Source organism: Neorhizobium sp. R1-B, from assembly GCF_004368875.1.
GTDB lineage: Bacteria > Pseudomonadota > Alphaproteobacteria > Rhizobiales > Rhizobiaceae > Neorhizobium > Neorhizobium huautlense.
On record NZ_SOEM01000011.1, the window covers coordinates 138,301 to 155,310 of the forward strand.

Sequence of the window (17,010 nt, forward strand, 5' to 3'; positions counted from 1 at the left end):
GGCGCATTGCCATCGGGTGAGAATGGAGTACGGTTCGGCCCTCCAATCAGCATTACTTGCATCGAGGCGATGGTTCATGAGGACAGGCAATTCCAATCTCCCGCTTATCTGGGATTTCATCGACCGCAAGACCGAGGTTTTTATCGATTTGGCGGACCGGGTCTGGGAGACGCCTGAAACCTGCTACATGGAGAAGCTGTCAGCGTCGGCGCATCGGGAAATGCTGGAAGCTCAAGGTTTCGCCGTTACTGAAGATGTGGCCGACATACCGACAGCACTGATCGGGGAAGCGGGTGAAGGTGGTCCGGTCATCGCCTTCCTCGGGGAATATGATGCATTGGCAGGACTGAGCCAGAAGGCGGGACTTTCCCACCACGAGCCGATCGTTGCTGGCGCAAACGGGCATGGCTGCGGCCATAATCTCCTCGGCTCCGCCTCGCTTCTTGCGGCGACGGCGCTCAAGGATTGGCTGGAAGAGACGGGAACGCCCGGCCGCGTGCGCTACTACGGCTGCCCCGCGGAGGAAGGCGGTGCGGCCAAGGCTTTCATGGTTCGCGCCGGCGCCTTCGAAGACGTGGATATTGCCATCAGCTGGCACCCCAGCAACTTTGCAGGCGTGCAGCGCGAGACTTCGCTCGCCAATTGCAGGATCGATTTCAGCTTTACTGGACGCGCCGCTCATGCAGCCGCGGTGCCGGAGCTTGGGCGCAGCGCCCTCGATGCGGTGGAACTCATGAATGTCGGCGTCAACTATATGCGTGAACACATGCCGTCCGATTGCCGCATACATTATGCGGTGCTTGATGCCGGCGGCATTTCGCCGAATGTGGTGCAGGCTTATGCCAAGGTTCGTTATGTCGTCCGCGCGCCGGAACTGCCGGGCCTCCTCTCACTGATCGAGCGCGTGAAGAAAGTCGCGGAGGGCGCGGCTCTGATGACCGAGACGAAGGTCGAGAGCACCATCCTTGCGGGCGTATCCAACCTCATCGTCAACACGCCGTTGATGGACGTGATGCAGGACGTCTGGGACAGCATTGGCCCGCCTCCATTCGATGAGGAAGATCGAATATTCGCGGAAAAAATCCGCGCAACATTAACCCCGGAGGACATTTCGGCGAGCTGGAACCAGGAGCGGCTGGAGGAACGGGATGTCCCGCTTGCGGATTTCATCCTGCCGGCTCACAGCGAAAATCGCCAGATGGGCGGTTCCACCGATGTGGGCGATGTCAGCTGGGTGGTGCCGACGGTGCAGGCCTACGGCGCAACGCTTGCCGTAGGGACCCAACTTCACACGTGGCAGGTCGTCGCGCAGGGCAAGAGCCCGCTTGCCCATAAAGGAATGATCTCTGCAGCCAAGGCTATGGCTGCTACCGGTCTTGCCGCGATCGAGAGCGAGCAGCTCCGCGAAGCCGCTTGGGCCGACTTGAAGAGACGGCGCAAGGGACAGGTTTATACAAGCCCAATTCCGCCGGGTGCCGAGCCGCCAGTCGCGGCGATGACGGTGAAATAGCCAAATCCATTGATCGAACCGTCAATTCTTTTGACCGTTCACTGGGCTGAAAACGGCAATTGGGACTGTCCAACGCCGTGGTTTGCTCCTATGAAAATCCATCTATCGTGGTATGTCTCAAAGGAGGTCACCCGTGACTATTCAGCCGAACTCCATCGAAGCCCGGGACAAGGCTTATCACCTTCACTCCTATACCAATGCCCGCGCATTGGAACGGGACGGTTCCCTGGTGATGGATCGCGGCGAAGGCATCTACGTCTACGACAACAACGGCAAGAAATACATTGAAGCGATGGCAGGGCTTTGGAGCGTCGCCGTCGGCTTTGGCGAAAGCCGTCTCGTTGATGCGGCCACCAGGCAGATGGCGAAGCTGCCTTACTATCATACTTTTACGGCCCGCAGCCACGGACCTTCCATTGAGCTCGCCGAAAAGCTGATCCAGATGGCGCCGGTTCCGATGTCGAAGGCTTACTTCACCAATTCCGGCTCGGAGGCCAACGATACCGCGATCAAGATGGTCTGGTACCGCTCCAATGCGCTCGGCAAACCGGAAAAGAAGAAGATAATCTCCCGCATCAAGGGTTATCACGGGGTGACGATCGCAGCTGCGAGCCTGACCGGCCTACCGAACAATCATCGTTCCTTCGATCTTCCATTGCCCGGAATTTTCCACACGACCTGCCCGCATTATCGCACCTTCAAGCAGGAAGGCGAGACCGAGGCAGCGTTCGTGGAGCGCTGCGCAAAGGACCTTGAGGATCTGATCCTGAAGGAGGGCCCGGAAACCGTGGCGGCCTTTATCGGTGAGCCGGTCATGGGTGCCGGCGGGGTCATCGTGCCGCTGGCCGGCTATTGGGAAGCGATCCAGAAGGTGTTGAAGAAATATGATGTTCTTCTGATCGCCGATGAAGTGATCTGCGGTTTTGGCCGGACTGGCGAGATGTTCGGCACGACGACATACGGGCTTCAGCCGGATATCATGACGTTATCCAAGCAGATTTCCTCATCCTATCAACCCATTTCGGCACTGCTTATCAACGAGAACGTCTACCAACCGCTCGCCGATGAATCGGCGAAGATCGGCACCTTCGGCCATGGGGTGACGGCCGCGGGGCATCCAGTGGCGGCCGCCGTAGCGCTGGAAAACATCGCGATCATAGAGGAGCGCGATCTCGTCGGTAACGTGCGGGCCTTGGCGCCGAAATTCCAGAGCCGCCTGAAGGCGCTGGAAGGCCATCCGCTGGCGATCGAAGCGCGCGGCGTCGGCCTGATCGGCGCATTGGAGTTGAAGCCGCGTGACGGTTTTGCCGCCGGACAGCTTGGTCCGAAGCTGTTTTCGATCATGGTGGAAAAGGGCCTCATCTCCCGCGCGATCGGAGATTCCATGGCACTTTGCCCACCGATGATCGTCAACGAGCAGCAGGTAGACGCCATTTTCGACACCTTTGAAGCTTCGCTTGACCTGTTCCAGAAACAGCTCGCCGCCTGACATCGTACCGGATCTGGATAACCTCTTGATCCGGCTCGATTGCGGAAAGCACTTGCGCTCCTATATTGAGCGTTATGCTTGATCTCGCCGAGGGCTATTGGCCGCACATCCTCTTCACTGCATCGGTCCTGGCGGGGGCGGCGGCGGCAATTCACGCCGCGATGACAAAGGAGGAAGTACGTTCGGCCGTGGGCTGGGTCGGCGTCATCATCCTTTCCCCGATCATCGGAGCCCTGCTTTACCTGATTGCTGGGATCAACCGCATCCGACGCACCGTCATCAGTGATCGCCGCGCGCTGCTTCAGGGGGAGATTCGTGCCCATTTCGCTTCTTATGATGCTACGGACGACCTAGTCGCCGACGGATTCGGCCGCCGGTTCGTAGCCATGAAGACGCTTGGCGATCGTGTGACGCATCATCGCTTGACGACCAGCAATCTGATCATTGCGCTTGATACCGGGGACGAGGCCTATCGCGCGATGCTCAGTGCCATCGACGGTGCTCAGCGAAGCATCATCCTGGAAACCTACATATTCGATCGCGACAGGATCGGTGAGCGTTTCGCCCGCGCCTTGATCGAGGCCGTGAAACGCGGCGTTGAGGTCCGTGTCCTCATTGATGCGGTTGGCGCTCGGTATTCCGTCCCGAGCGTTCTCGGCCGGTTGCGCGACGGCGGCGTCATCGTCGACGTCTTCAACGGCAATGTCATCATGGGACTTAGATTGCCCTATGCCAATCTCAGAACGCACCGGAAAATATTGGTGATCGATGGCAAGACAGCCTTTACGGGCGGCATGAACATCCGCGAAGGCTTTTCAAGCGAATTCAGCGGAGACATGTGCTCCTTCGATACGCATTTCAGGGTCACCGGTCCGGTCGTGGCCGATCTCTTCGCGATTGCGGCAGCCGATTGGCGGTTCGCTACCGACGAGATGTTGGACGAGGAGGCCTGGGCTCTTGATCCGCCGGAAACGGAGCCGGGAAAAGCCGTCTTCGTGCGAGCTGTGTCATCCGGCCCCGACCGCAGCGTGGAGACGAACCACAAGATGTTGATGGGCGCCTTTTCGGTGGCGCGGTCCTCCGTCCGTATTGTCTCGCCTTATTTTTTGCCGGATCGGGAGCTGATCACCGCGCTGGTCACTGCGGCGCGACGAGGTGTAACGGTTGATATAGTGGTACCGACTGCCAACAATCTCGTTCTAGTCGACCGGGCGATGACTGCGCAATTCGACCAGATGTTGAAAAACCATTGTCGGATCTGGCGAGCTTCCGGTCCCTTCAATCACTCGAAACTCATGGCCATCGATGGTCGGTGGGGCTATGTCGGCTCGTCCAATCTCGATCCCCGCTCCCTTCGGCTTAATTTCGAGGTGGATCTCGAAGTTCTGGATTGCGCGTTTGTGGTAGCTTTGGAGCGAAGGATCGACCTGGCGATTTCCTCCGCAACTGAAGTGACGCTTGAGGCGTTGATGGCAAGACCCTTTGTGGTACGTCTCATTGAGCGCGTGCTATGGCTCGGGTCACCCTATCTTTAGACTGAGCTGGAAATGTTAGATCAATGAGCGGATTGTCGTATAATCCACCTCTTTGCGAATAACCTTCGGAACCATGCGGGAAAAGCGCACCAATCTTCCCACAAACATCCTGGCATCAATCCGCGCCCGCAAGGACCGCGGAGCCGGCGTCCATGCACCGCATGACCGGGCCAAGGGCATGCTGGTTGCCTCCTATAACGTGCATAAATGCGTGGGCATCGACGGCAAGTTCGATCCCGCTCGAACCAGCCATGTCATCCGCGAGATAGGCGCCGACGTGATCGCTCTTCAAGAGGCGGATACCCGCTTCGGCGAACGGCGCGGGCTGCTCGACCTCGCCTGGATGGAGCGTGAAACCGGGCTCTTTCCTGTTCCGATCAGCGGCGTTGCCAAGGCGCATGGCTGGCACGGCAATGTTGTCTTCTTTCGTGAAGGGCTGGTGCGCGACGTGCATCAGGTCAAATTGCCGGGGCTCGAGCCACGAGGGGCCCTTATCACCGAACTGGAATTGAAGGACGGCAGTGCCTTCCGCATCATCGCCGCCCATCTCGGGCTTCTCAACCGCTCGCGACACCAGCAGGCCCGCGTCATCATCGACATCCTGCGATCGCGTGATGAACAGCCGACCGTTCTGATGGGCGATCTCAACGAATGGCGGCGGGGAGACCGGTCCTCCCTCAACACGCTCGCGAGCGTGTTCGGTTTGCCGGCGGCTGTGCCGAGCTTTCCGTCGCGTTTGCCGGTGCTGGCTCTTGATCGAATCATGGCGAACCGGCCGGGTCTGCTGGACACCGTAGAGACCCACGACACGCCCCTCGCAAGGCTTGCTTCCGACCACCTGCCGATCAAGGCAGTGTTGAAGCTCGGCATGCTGCCTGCCAGCGATCACGCTGAAGCCGGCTGATATGTTCTACAGCCTTTACCAGGACGGAAAGCGTCGATAGGCTGTCGGCCATCTGCTTCGTCTTTCCTTGGAATTTCCATATGACCGATATCAGCATGATCGAAGCCGCGCAGGCCCGATTGGATGGGCAGGTGCGCCGCACGCCGTTGCTGTCTTCTCCATTCCTCGATGAGATTGCAGGGCGGCGCATATTCGTGAAGCCGGAATGTCTGCAGCATACCGGTTCCTTCAAGTTCCGCGGCGCCTGGTCGGCGATATCGGCTCTCTCGCCTGAGGTGCGTGCCAAAGGCGTGATCGCCTTCTCTTCAGGTAACCATGCGCAAGGCGTCGCGCTGGCGGCGAAGATCCATGGCGTTCCGAGCGTTATCGTCATGCCGTCCGACGCACCTCGCATCAAGATCGACAACACCCGCGCCTATGGCGCCGAGGTGGTGCTTTACGATCGCGCCAGCGAGGATCGAGATGCTATCGGCGCTCGATTGTCGCAGGAGCGTCAGCTCACCCTCATCAAGCCTTTCGATGAGCCATATGTGATTGCCGGGCAGGGCACTGCCGGATTGGAAATCGCCGAGCAGGCGAAAGAACTGGGCATCGACAAGGCAGATGTGCTGGTGCCGACCGGCGGCGGCGGGTTTATTTCGGGTGTCTCCTTGGCCCTGGAAGCCAAAGCCCCCGATTTTGTGGTGCATCCGTGCGAACCGGAAGGCTTCGACGATGTCACGCGTTCCCTGGCGTCCGGGAAGATTGAGCGTAATTCTACCCAGTCGGGCTCGCTTTGCGATGCAATCATCACCCCCCAGCCAGGTGCCATTACTTTTCCAATCATGTCGCGGCTTTGCGGTTCGGGCCTTGTGGTGACGGAAAGTGAAGCGCTTCATGCGGTGGCGCTAGCCTTCAACCGCCTTAAGATCGTCGTGGAACCAGGAGGTGCTGTAGCCTTGGCCGCAGCGCTGTTCCATGGGGAAACGCTGGGGGAAACGGTGATAGCCATTTGCTCGGGCGGGAATATTGACCCGAATGTCTTTCGTCTGGCCCTCGACCAGAGTGCAATTTAGAAGCGATACGAGGCTCAGGGAATAACAAACCGTTAATCCCTTGGAATGCTCGTTAAGAAAAAAGGATTTTCTACGGAACGCATAGCTGAGTGAAACATTATCTCTATCGGGTTTATCGAGATAAGGTAGCATAGAGAACGCTCGCAAAGGGCGGCACCAGAACCCGGGAGGCATTTATGCGCCAGCTACAACATCAGACACGGTCCTTTCCCGTTGGTAGCGCCAGCAAATGGCAGTGGGCAGCCAATACCGCACTGGTTTCCGCAGCCTTCATCTTCGTCGGCGCCGTAGTGCTTGGGCTCTTTCCGTAAGCTTCCGGTCTTCCCAAGACTGTGCGACACCTCCCGCGCTCCGCCGGCTCGGGAGGTGTTTTGTTCTTCAAGGCTATTTCGCCGGCAGATACGCTTCCGCGAGTTCTACCCAAAAGCTTGTCCCGATCGGCAGCGCCTCATCATTGAAGTCGAACTGGGGATGATGCAACGGCGGGTCATTGTCGGTCCGCTTCGTGCCCAGCAGGAAATAGCTGCCGGGACGCTCTTTCAGCATGAAACCAAAATCTTCGCTGCCCATCGATGTCCTTTCCAGATCTTCGACATTCTCTTCCCCGAGAATCCCTTTTGCCAGCTCGCGGACAAAGTCGGTTTCGGCCGGATGGTTGATCGTCGCGTCGTAACCGCGCTCGTAGTCGATCGTGACCGTCATGCCGAAGCTTGCGGCCTGGCCTTGCGCTATCATGCGGACACGTTCCTCCAGTCTGTCGCGCACCGCAGGGTCATAGGACCGGATCGTAAGGCGCATCTCGGCGCGTTCCGGAATCACGTTGCTCGCCATACCACCACGAAAAGACCCGACGGTGATTACCACCGGGTCGAGCGGATGGATATTCCGGGAGGCAATTGTCTGGAGAGCCATGATGATGCTTGCGCCGCAGACGATCGGATCGGATGTCGATTGAGGTTCCGCGCCGTGGCCGCCCCGCCCGTTGATGACGATATGGCACTCGTCGGCAGCGGCCAGTATCGGTCCTTCCTTCACAACGATCTTTCCGAATGGCAAAGTAGGGTCGTTGTGAAGGCCGAACACTGCATCGCAGGGGAAGCGATCGAACAGGCCGTCCTCGATCATCAATTTTGCGCCGGCGAAATTTTCCTCTGCCGGTTGAAAAATCAAATGGATCGTACCGTCGAAATTCCTTCGTTCAGCGAGAATCCTCGCCGCGCCGAGCAGCATCGCCGTGTGGCCGTCATGCCCGCAGGCGTGCATCAGACCCTTGTTCCTGCTGGCGTATTCGGCGCCTGTCTCTTCTTCGATCGGCAAGGCGTCGATATCCGCGCGGATACCGACCGACCGATTACCTGTGCCGTTTTTCAAGGTCGCTACAAGTCCGGTCTTGGCGAGGCCGCGCGTGACTTCGTAGCCGAACTCCGTGAGCTGCCGGGCCACGAAATCGGACGTGTTGAACTCCGAAAGTCCCAGTTCCGGATGCTGATGAAGATAGCGGCGGGTTGCCACCACCTCGGCCATGTAGTTTGAAAATTGTACCGTCATCGCAAAAACTGCCTTCGCTAGTTTGTCTGCGGCGCTTGAAAACCTTCCGCTCCACCATGGATAGCAGCGCCGTCGTACGGAGGTAACCCAGTTCCGGATCAAATTTCGTGTGGGCGGCCCGTGGTCGTCGCCGAAGGTGAATCTTCCGTCTTATCAAGGCCCTGCTGTTGTTCAGCTTTCATTCAGGCTTGCGCCATTAGAGGCGTTGATGTGTTAATCCGCCAGAAGCGGGCAATAGATTTTGGTCAGTTATTTGCAATATCGTTACTGCCCTCTATTTCCCCTCTTCGCGAATTTGCGTCGGGCCAGTCACCATAATCAAAATGATGACTGGCGCTTCCAATGCAGGCCGAGTAAGGCGAGGCCGACGAACCCTTAAAGTTTTCTCACCCAGAAGCCCGTGTCCATGTCCTTTCAGAATCCGCAGCCAGCTTCCTCGCGCGATACCGAAGCCAAGCAGATCGATCATAACGATTCGATCCGTTCGACTTATTTCAACATAGACGCGTTGAGGGAGTGCGGCGAAAAGCTCGGCAAGGAGGGCACTTCCAGCCTACCCGGTTTCCTGGAGTTCGACTTCTTCAAGCGCCATCAGGAGAACGAGAAGGAAATCTTCCGGGTCTACCGCGCAACCGCTGCGGATGTGGATGCCGGAGCGTCGATCACGCCCGCCGCCGAGTGGCTTCTCGACAATTATTACATTGTCGAGGAAGCGATCCAGGAAGTCCGCCGCGACTTCCCCAAAAAGTTCTATCGGCAGCTTCCGACGATGACGGTCGCGGGGCAGGAAATTCCCCGCGTGCTCGCGGTGGCATGGCTCTATGTCGCCCACACCCACAGCAGCGTTTCACAGGACGCTCTGGCTGCCATGGTCGACGGATTCCAGGTCGAAGAGCCGCTCGAGATCGGTGAACTCTGGGCTCTGCCGTCTTTTATCCGCTTCGTTCTAATCGAAAACCTTCGTCGTATCGCCACCCGCGTCGACCGTTCCCGCAACATGCGCCGTCGTGCGAACGATGTAGCCGACGAAGTCATCAGGCTGAACGACGAGGCCGCCAGTGCGGATGTGCTCAAGAGCATTGAGGCGCTCACCAGCGACAACACGTTCATCACCCAGTTTCTTTATCGTCTGCGCAATGCCTCCCAGACCTCAGGTTTTGCGGTAACCTGGCTGGAGCAGCGGCTCGAGCAGGCCGGCACCGATGTCGAAGAGGTGATGCTCGCCGAACAGAACCGGCTTTCGTCCGGCAATGTGACGATGGGCAATATCATCAAGAGCCTGCGTCACATCGATGACACGGAGTGGAGCGTCTGGTTCGAACAAGTTTCGCAGATCGACAAGATCTTCCGAGACCGCACGGATTACGAAGCCCTCGATTTCGGTTCGCGAAACGCCTACCGCAACCGTATCGAACAGATCGCCCGCCGCTCCCGCAGGAGCGAAAGCGAGGTCGCCAATGCGGCCATCAGCCTTGCAGAGCAAGCAGCCGGGGAAAGCGACGATCCACGCGAAAGCAATATCGGCGCCTTCATCGTCGGACGCCGGCGCAGGGAACTGGAAGCTGCAGTCGGTTACAAGCCGCTTATCGTGCAGCAGACGGTCCGTCTTGTTCGACGGCTCAACTGGTTCGCAATTGCGGGTCCGGTCATATTCCTGACCGTGCTGGCGATGGCAATTGCCGGCTGGTTCCTCGTCCAGGCGAATATGCCGCTGCCGGTCGTGTTCTTCTTTCTGCTGATGTTCGCCCTCCCTGCTTCGGAAGGTGCCACCGGCCTCTTCAATACGCTCGTGACCTATGTGGTGCGTCCGGCCCGCCTTGTGGGCTATGAATTCAAGGAAGGCATTCCTGACGACGCCAGAACGCTCGTCGCCGTGCCCTGCCTGATCACCGACCGCGACACGGTTGACGAGCTCGTGCGCAACCTCGAAGTCCATTATCTCGCCAACCCGCGCGGTGAAATCTACTTCGCGCTTTTGAGCGATTGGCGTGACAGCAAGCTCGAGGAGACGGATGCGGATCTGGAAATCCTCGACTATGCCAAGCGCGAGATTGCGGCACTCAGCGCCAAATATGCTCATGACGGCAAGACGCGTTTCTATCTCCTGCATCGGCGTCGCCTCTTCAATCCGAACGAAGGCGCGTGGATGGGCTGGGAGCGCAAGCGCGGAAAGCTGCACGAACTGAACCTGCTGCTTCGGGGTGACCAGGATACAACCTATCTGCCGGGCGCCAACATGGTTCCCGCGGACGTCCAATACGTCATGACGCTCGACGCCGATACGCGCCTGATGCGGGATGCGGTGACGAAGCTCGTCGGCAAAATGCATCACCCGATCAACCGGCCGGTGCTCGATCCGAAGAGCAATCGCGTGATCCATGGTTATGGGCTGATGCAACCGCGCGTCACGCCATCGCTGACGACCGGTAAGGAGGCATCCGTCTTCCAGCGCGTCTTCTCTGTCGGCCGAGGGCTGGATCCCTATGTCTTCACGGTGTCCGACGTTTATCAGGATTTGACCGGCGAGGGCACGTTTACCGGTAAAGGCCTCTATCATGTCGATGCTTTCGAAGCATCGCTCAAAGGCCGGATCGACGAAAATTCCGTCCTTTCGCACGACCTTCTGGAAGGTTCGTTCGCGCGCTGCGCGCTCATCACCGACGTTGAACTGGTCGAAGACTTCCCGGTTCGATACGAGGTCGAGGTTTCCCGTCAGCATCGCTGGGCCCGTGGCGACTGGCAGTTGCTTCCCTATATTCTCGATCCGACGCGCGGCGTGACTGCACTCGGCCGCTGGAAAATGATCGACAATCTGCGTCGCTCGCTTACTCCGATCGCCTGGTTCTTCGCATCGGTTCTAGGCTGGTATTTCATGGACCCGCTCGGTGCGTTGATCTGGCAGATCCTGCTGATTTTCCTGCTCTTTGTGGCACCGACGCTTTCTCTGGTGACTGGTCTGCTGCCTCGCTCGACTGATATCGTGCCCGGAGCGCATTTCTATTCGCTCTGGTCGGATATGCGCTCGGCCAACGCTCAGGTTGCGCTTCGCATCGTCTTCATTGCCGATACCGCCTGCATCATGACGGACGCGACCGCTCGCTCCCTCTACCGGTTGTTCTTCAGCCGCAAGCTGATGCTGGAATGGCGTACGGCCGCATCGATCCAGTCGAGCGCTCAGGGAAGCCCTCAGGATTACTATCGCGCGATGTGGCACGCGCCCACGATTGCCGTTCTCAGCATCATTCTCTCAGCTTTGCCCGGCGACAACGCGTTCCTGGTGGGCATTCCCTTCGCGGTGCTCTGGATCTTCTCGCCGCTCGTTGCATGGTATGTGAGCCAGTCGGCGGAAACGGAAGATCGCCTTTTCGTTCCGGATACGGTCTCCGTTGAACTGCGCAAGATCGCTCGCCGCACCTGGCGGTATTTCGAGACCTTTGTAACGCTCGAGCAGAACTACCTGCCGCCGGACAATTTCCAGGAACGCCCGGATCCGATCATCGCCAAGCGCACTTCGCCCACCAATATCGGGGTCTACTTGCTGTCGACGATCTCGGCGCGCCATTTTGGCTGGATCAGCTTCACGGATACGATCGAGCGTCTCGAGCAGACGATCTCGACGATCGAAAAAATGGAGAAATTCCGTGGGCATCTGTACAACTGGTATCATAGCGATACGCTGAAGCCGCTTGGCCAACCCTATATCTCGGCAGTCGACAGCGGCAATCTTGCCGGTCATCTGATTGCGATTTCATCCGCCTGCCGCATGTGGGCCGAAGCGCCGTCAGCTCACCTGCAGGGCAATCTCGATGGTATCGGCGATGTCGCCGGCATCCTCGCCGAAACGTTGACCGCTCTGCCCGATGACCGCAAGACAGTGCGCCCGTTGCGCCGCCGGCTTGAGGAGCGCATCGCCGGCTTCGGAAACGCGCTTGCCGCCGTCAAACGGGAGCACGAGTTTGCTTCGATCCGGATCATCAACCTGACGGTTCTGGCGCGTGAGATCCAGAAACTGGCGACCAATCTCGATCATGAGGTTCGTTCGGTTCAGAGTGACGAGGTAACCCGCTGGTCAGCATCCCTCGTCAACGTTTGCGAAGCGCATATCGCCGACAACGTCTTTGATAATTCCAATATGGAGTCACTGCGCGGGCGGCTGGCTGCGTTGAGGGACCGTGCCCGGACGATCGCGTTCTCGATGGACTTCAGCTTCCTGTTCCGCAAGGAACGCCGGCTGCTTTCGATCGGTTATCGTGTCGACAGCAACGAATTGGACGAAGCTTGCTATGATTTGCTGGCGTCCGAATGCCGCCTGACTAGCCTGTTTGCGATCGCCAAGGGTGACCTGCCGACGGAGCACTGGTATCGCCTGGGTCGTCAGGTCGTGCCGATCGGTGCGCAGGGGGCCCTGGTCTCCTGGTCGGGCTCGATGTTCGAATATCTGATGCCGCCGCTCGTCATGCAGGAGCGGCAAGGGGGCATCCTGAACCAGACCAACAATCTCGTGGTCAAGGAGCAGATGAACCACGGCAAGCGGCTTGGCACGCCATGGGGCATTTCGGAAGCGGCCTTCAACGCCCGCGATCATCTGTTCAACTATCAGTACACGAATTTCGGTGTGCCGACGCTCGGTCTCAAGCGAGGGCTCGGCCAGAACGCCGTTATCGCTCCCTATGCCTCGATCCTCGCCAGTCAATATGATCCAATCTCGGCTGCTGAAAACCTGGCGGAGCTGCGCTCCCTCGGCGCGCTCGGCATGTTTGGCTTCCACGACGCCGTCGACTTCACGCCGACCCGCGTTCCGGAGGGGCAGCGTTGTGCGGTGGTGTATAACTACTATGCGCACCATCACGGCATGTCGATTGCTGCGATCGCCAACGTCGTGATGAACGGTCTGCTGCGCGAATTCTTCCATTCCGATCCCGTGATCGAGGCAGCCGAACTGCTTCTGCAGGAAAAAGCTCCGCGCGACATACCGGTCATGAGCGCAAAGCACGAGGAAACGCCTGGCAAGGGTCAGGGCGAGCTGCTGCGTCCAGAAATCCGCACGATCACCAATCCGGCGACCAAAGACCGCGAACTGGTTCTTCTGTCGAATGGTCACTATTCGGTGATGCTCACCGCAACCGGCTCCGGCTATTCCCGCTGGAACGGCATGTCGGTTGCCCGGTGGAAGCCGGATCCCACGGAAGATCGATGGGGCCAGTTCCTGTTCCTTCGCGATACCGCGACCGGCGAATGGTGGTCTGCAACGTCGGAACCCCGTCGTGCGGAGGGCGAGACGAGCAAGGCGATATTCAGCGACGAGCGCGCTGAGTTCCACAAGACCATCGGCGATTTTACCAGCACCGTGGAGTGCATCGTCGCGACCGAGCACGATGCGGAAGGTCGCCGCCTGACCTTGCTGAACATGGGCACGGAAGACCGCTTCATCGAGGTCACCTCCTATATGGAGCCCGTGCTGGCGTCAGAAGATGACGACAATGCCCACCCGGTCTTTTCGCGGATGTTTGTCCGCACCGAGATCGGCAAACGCGGCGATGTGATCCGGGCGTGGCGCAACAAGCGAAATCCCGGCGATCCCGACATGGTGATTGCGCATCTTGCTGCCGACAACGCAGGGTCTGCACGGCCCACGGAGTTCGAGACCGACAGACGGAAGTTCCTCGGCCGTGGTCGCACGCTTGCGGAAGCGGCAGCCTTCGACCCCGGCGCGACGCTTTCCGGAACGGACGGCTTTACGCTCGACCCGATCCTGTCGCTGCGCCGCGTCGTGAGGGTACCGGCGGGCAAGAAGGTGAGCGTCATCTTCTGGACGATTGCCGCTCCCAAACGCGAGGAACTTGACCAGGCGATCGAGCGGTATCGTCATCCGGACGCTTTCCAGGCTGAACTGACGCAGGCTTGGACCCGTACGCAGGTGCAGATGCGCCATCTCGGCGTATCGTCCCAGGATGCCGCGGCCTTCCAGCATCTGGCGCGTTACCTGATCTATCCGGATATGCAGCTCCGGGCGGACCAGGCGACGATTCAGACTTCAATGCAGCCGCAATCGTCTCTGTGGCCTTCGGCGATTTCGGGCGATTTCCCGATCTTCACGCTGCGTATCAACGACGATGCTGATATGGCGGTCGCGAAGGAGGCGATGAGCGCTCAGGAATACCTGCGTTCGCGTGGCGTCATCTCGGATCTGGTGATCTTCAACGAACGCGCGGCCTCCTATGCGCAGGAAATGCAGCACGCGATCGAGTATCTGTCGGAGAATGCCCGTCGTCTCGGTCAGCAGGAAGGGCAGCGTCAGCATGTCTTCTCCCTTCGCCGCGACATCCTGGACGAGACGGCGTCGGAAGGTCTTGTAGCCGCATCGCGCGTCGTTTTGCATGCGCGCAACGGCAAGATCAGTGACCAGCTCAACCGGACAGCATCCATTTTCGCACCCGCCAAGGATCAGGTAATCGAGATAGACCGGCGTCCGCTGCTGAACGGCGAAGTCTTCCAGCCGCCCGCTGAGGCGGAAGCACCTGCCGACCTTGAGTTCTGGAACGGATATGGCGGCTTCTCAAAGGACGGCGGCGAATATGTCGTGCGCCTCAGGGGCGGGCAGGCAACCCCGCAGCCGTGGATCAACGTGATCCCAAACGAAAAGTTCGGCTTCCATGTGTCGGCGGAAGGGGCAGGCTTCACCTGGGCTCGGAACTCTCGCGACTACCAGCTTACGCCGTGGAGCAACGATCCGGTCATCAATCGGCCGGGCGAGGCCTTCTACGTCTGCGACCAGGACAGCGGCACTGTGTCGACCCCCTTCGCGGCTCTGTCGCGCAAGCCGGAAATAAAATTCGAAGCCCGGCACGGGCTCGGCTATTCGGTGTTCGCATCAGAAGACAACGGTTTGAAACTCGAGCTGACGCAGACGGTTGACCGCACGCGCCCGGCAAAGCTCACGTCGTTCTTCCTCCGCAATATCGGTTCCGAAGTTCGCAGGCTGCGCGTGTACGGATATGCGGAATGGCTGCTGGGTAACAATCCTGCCCGGACCATCCCGTTCATTCTGTCTACCCGCGACGAGGAAGCGGGCACGCTCTTTGCCACGAATCCCTACAGCATCGACCACCGCCGCTTTGCCTTCATGGCCATGCGGGAGATGCCATCCGGCTTTACGACAAGCCGGCGCGAATTCATCGGCCGCTTCGGTTCGGTACAGCTGCCCGCGGCAGTCGTGTCCGCTTCCGCTCTTAGCGGTTCTCTCGATCTTGATGGCGATCCGTGCGCGGCACTCTCCTATGACATCGAGTTGGCGCCCGGCGAAGAGAAGAGGATAACCTTCTTCCTGGGCGATGCCGAGACCCAGGAAGACGCTCGGGCGCTTGTCGCCGAGCTGCGGGCAGAGGATTTCGAAACGGTTCTCGACGCAAATCGCGAGTTTTGGAGAGGATTTACCGGTCGCCTGAAGATTTCCACGCCGGACAAGTCTCTCGATAACCTGGTCAACCACTGGCTTCCATATCAGGCGCTCGGTTGCCGCATCATGGCGCGCACCGCCTTCTATCAGTCGTCCGGAGCTTATGGCTTCCGCGACCAACTGCAGGACACTTTGGCCTTCTTGGTTCAGGAGCCGTCGCTGGCGCGGCATCAAATCCTTCACGCCGCGTCGCGCCAATTCCACGAAGGCGACGTGCAACATTGGTGGTTGCCGAATTCCGGCGCCGGTGTCCGCACGATGATTTCGGACGACGTGGTCTGGCTCGCCTATGCGGCGCATCAATACGTCTCGGCGACAGGCGACAAATCGCTGCTGGATGAGCCGGTTGCTTTTCTTGAAGGTCCTATTCTCGAAAAACACAAGCACGACTCGTTCTTCAAGCCGGAGATATCCTCAGAAACGGCTACCGTTTACGAGCATGCCGCCAAGGCACTCGATATTGCCGTTGCCCGCACCGGGGAAAAAGGCCTGCCTTTGATCCTCGGCGGCGACTGGAACGACGGCATGAACCGTGTCGGTATAGGCGGCCGCGGTATGAGCGTCTGGCTAGGCTGGTTCCTGGCAAGTGCCTTGCGGAGCTTCCTGCCATACGCTTCCGAGCGAAACGACCAACCGCGTGTCGAAAGCTGGACGGCGCATCTGGAGACTCTGAAGCAGGCGCTGGAGAAAGCGGGCTGGGACGGGAGCTATTACCGCCGCGGTTACTTCGACGACGGTTCTCCGCTTGGCTCGATTTCGAGCGACGAATGCCGGATCGATTCGCTGGCACAGTCCTGGAGCGTGCTTTCGGGCGAAGGCGATCCCGAGCGGGCGAGCCAAGCGATGAACGCCGTTCTGGAAAAGCTCGTTGACGAGCAGGCAGGGATCATCCGTCTCTTCGCCCCGCCTTTCCAGGAAACGCGCAAAGATCCCGGCTATATCCGCGCCTATCCGCCCGGCGTCCGCGAAAACGGCGGCCAGTATACGCACGCGGCGATCTGGGTGGTGCTGGCTCTTGCTGCTTTGAAGCGGGGAGAGGATGCCTGGAAATGCTTCCAGATCCTCAATCCGATCAATCACGCGCTCAGCCGTGAGGCGGCTGATACCTATCGCGTGGAACCCTATGTGGTTGCCGCCGACGTCTATGGGCACGGCTCCTATACCGGCAGAGGCGGCTGGAGCTGGTATACGGGTTCCGCCGGCTGGCTTTATCGTGCTGCAGTCGAAGGCATTCTCGGCATCCGGCGCCAAGGCGACCGGTTGTTCGTGAATCCCGTGCTGCCGGCAGGCTGGAACGGCTTCACTGCTGAAATCACCATTGATGAAGTCGCGCACAAGATCGCGGTGGAAAGTGGCAAAGTCACCATCAATGGGCAGTCCGTCAGCGAGGGAGAAGGGTTCCTCCTCAATACGTCGTCGACACGAGTAACTGAGTTCACCAACTGAGATCAGGTCACGGTGAAACAAAAAAGCCCGCCGCCATGGAAATGACGGCGGGCTTTGTCGCGTCGTC

General features: G+C 59.2%; 8 protein-coding genes. 7 read left to right on the forward strand and 1 reads right to left on the reverse strand.

The annotated features are described in order from the left end of the window. Nucleotides 1-76: 76 nt before the first annotated feature. The 6 genes from EDE05_RS16495 (at nucleotide 77) to EDE05_RS27420 (ending at nucleotide 6,804) form a co-directional block, all read left to right on the forward strand. Nucleotides 77-1,510 (forward strand): M20 family metallopeptidase, encoded by a 1,434-nt coding sequence (locus EDE05_RS16495; protein ID WP_132411328.1) that lies wholly within the window; start codon nucleotides 77-79, stop codon nucleotides 1,508-1,510. Between the two features lie 133 nt (nucleotides 1,511-1,643). Next, nucleotides 1,644-2,999 carry an aspartate aminotransferase family protein gene (locus tag EDE05_RS16500; protein ID WP_105373081.1) on the forward strand — a complete coding sequence of 452 codons (1,356 nt, stop codon included), beginning with the start codon at nucleotides 1,644-1,646 and terminating at the stop codon, nucleotides 2,997-2,999. Between the two features lie 74 nt (nucleotides 3,000-3,073). Further along, nucleotides 3,074-4,534 (forward strand): phosphatidylserine/phosphatidylglycerophosphate/cardiolipin synthase family protein, encoded by a 1,461-nt coding sequence (locus tag EDE05_RS16505; RefSeq protein WP_132411330.1) that lies wholly within the window; start codon nucleotides 3,074-3,076, stop codon nucleotides 4,532-4,534. Between the two features lie 73 nt (nucleotides 4,535-4,607). Then, nucleotides 4,608-5,438 carry an endonuclease/exonuclease/phosphatase family protein gene (locus EDE05_RS16510; protein WP_134101957.1) on the forward strand — a complete coding sequence of 277 codons (831 nt, stop codon included), beginning with the start codon at nucleotides 4,608-4,610 and terminating at the stop codon, nucleotides 5,436-5,438. A gap of 80 nt (nucleotides 5,439-5,518) precedes the next feature. Further along, nucleotides 5,519-6,493, forward strand: coding sequence for a threonine/serine dehydratase (locus EDE05_RS16515; protein ID WP_132411334.1), 975 nt, complete (start codon nucleotides 5,519-5,521; stop codon nucleotides 6,491-6,493). A 176-nt stretch (nucleotides 6,494-6,669) separates the two neighbouring features. Beyond that, nucleotides 6,670-6,804: a hypothetical protein gene (locus EDE05_RS27420; protein WP_281033654.1), complete on the forward strand. Its 135-nt coding sequence runs from the start codon at nucleotides 6,670-6,672 to the stop codon at nucleotides 6,802-6,804. 73 nt (nucleotides 6,805-6,877) lie between these two features. On the opposite strand, the gene EDE05_RS16520 is transcribed toward EDE05_RS27420, so the two are convergent. Further along, the gene (locus EDE05_RS16520) at nucleotides 6,878-8,041 is read right to left on the reverse strand and encodes a M20 aminoacylase family protein (RefSeq protein WP_245505148.1); all 1,164 of its coding nucleotides are present in this window, start codon (nucleotides 8,039-8,041) and stop codon (nucleotides 6,878-6,880) included. 406 nt (nucleotides 8,042-8,447) lie between these two features. Here EDE05_RS16520 and EDE05_RS16525 point away from each other — a divergent pair, with 406 nt between their 5' ends. Beyond that, nucleotides 8,448-16,943 carry a glucoamylase family protein gene (locus EDE05_RS16525; RefSeq protein WP_132411336.1) on the forward strand — a complete coding sequence of 2,832 codons (8,496 nt, stop codon included), beginning with the start codon at nucleotides 8,448-8,450 and terminating at the stop codon, nucleotides 16,941-16,943. The last annotated feature ends 67 nt before the right edge of the window (nucleotides 16,944-17,010 follow it).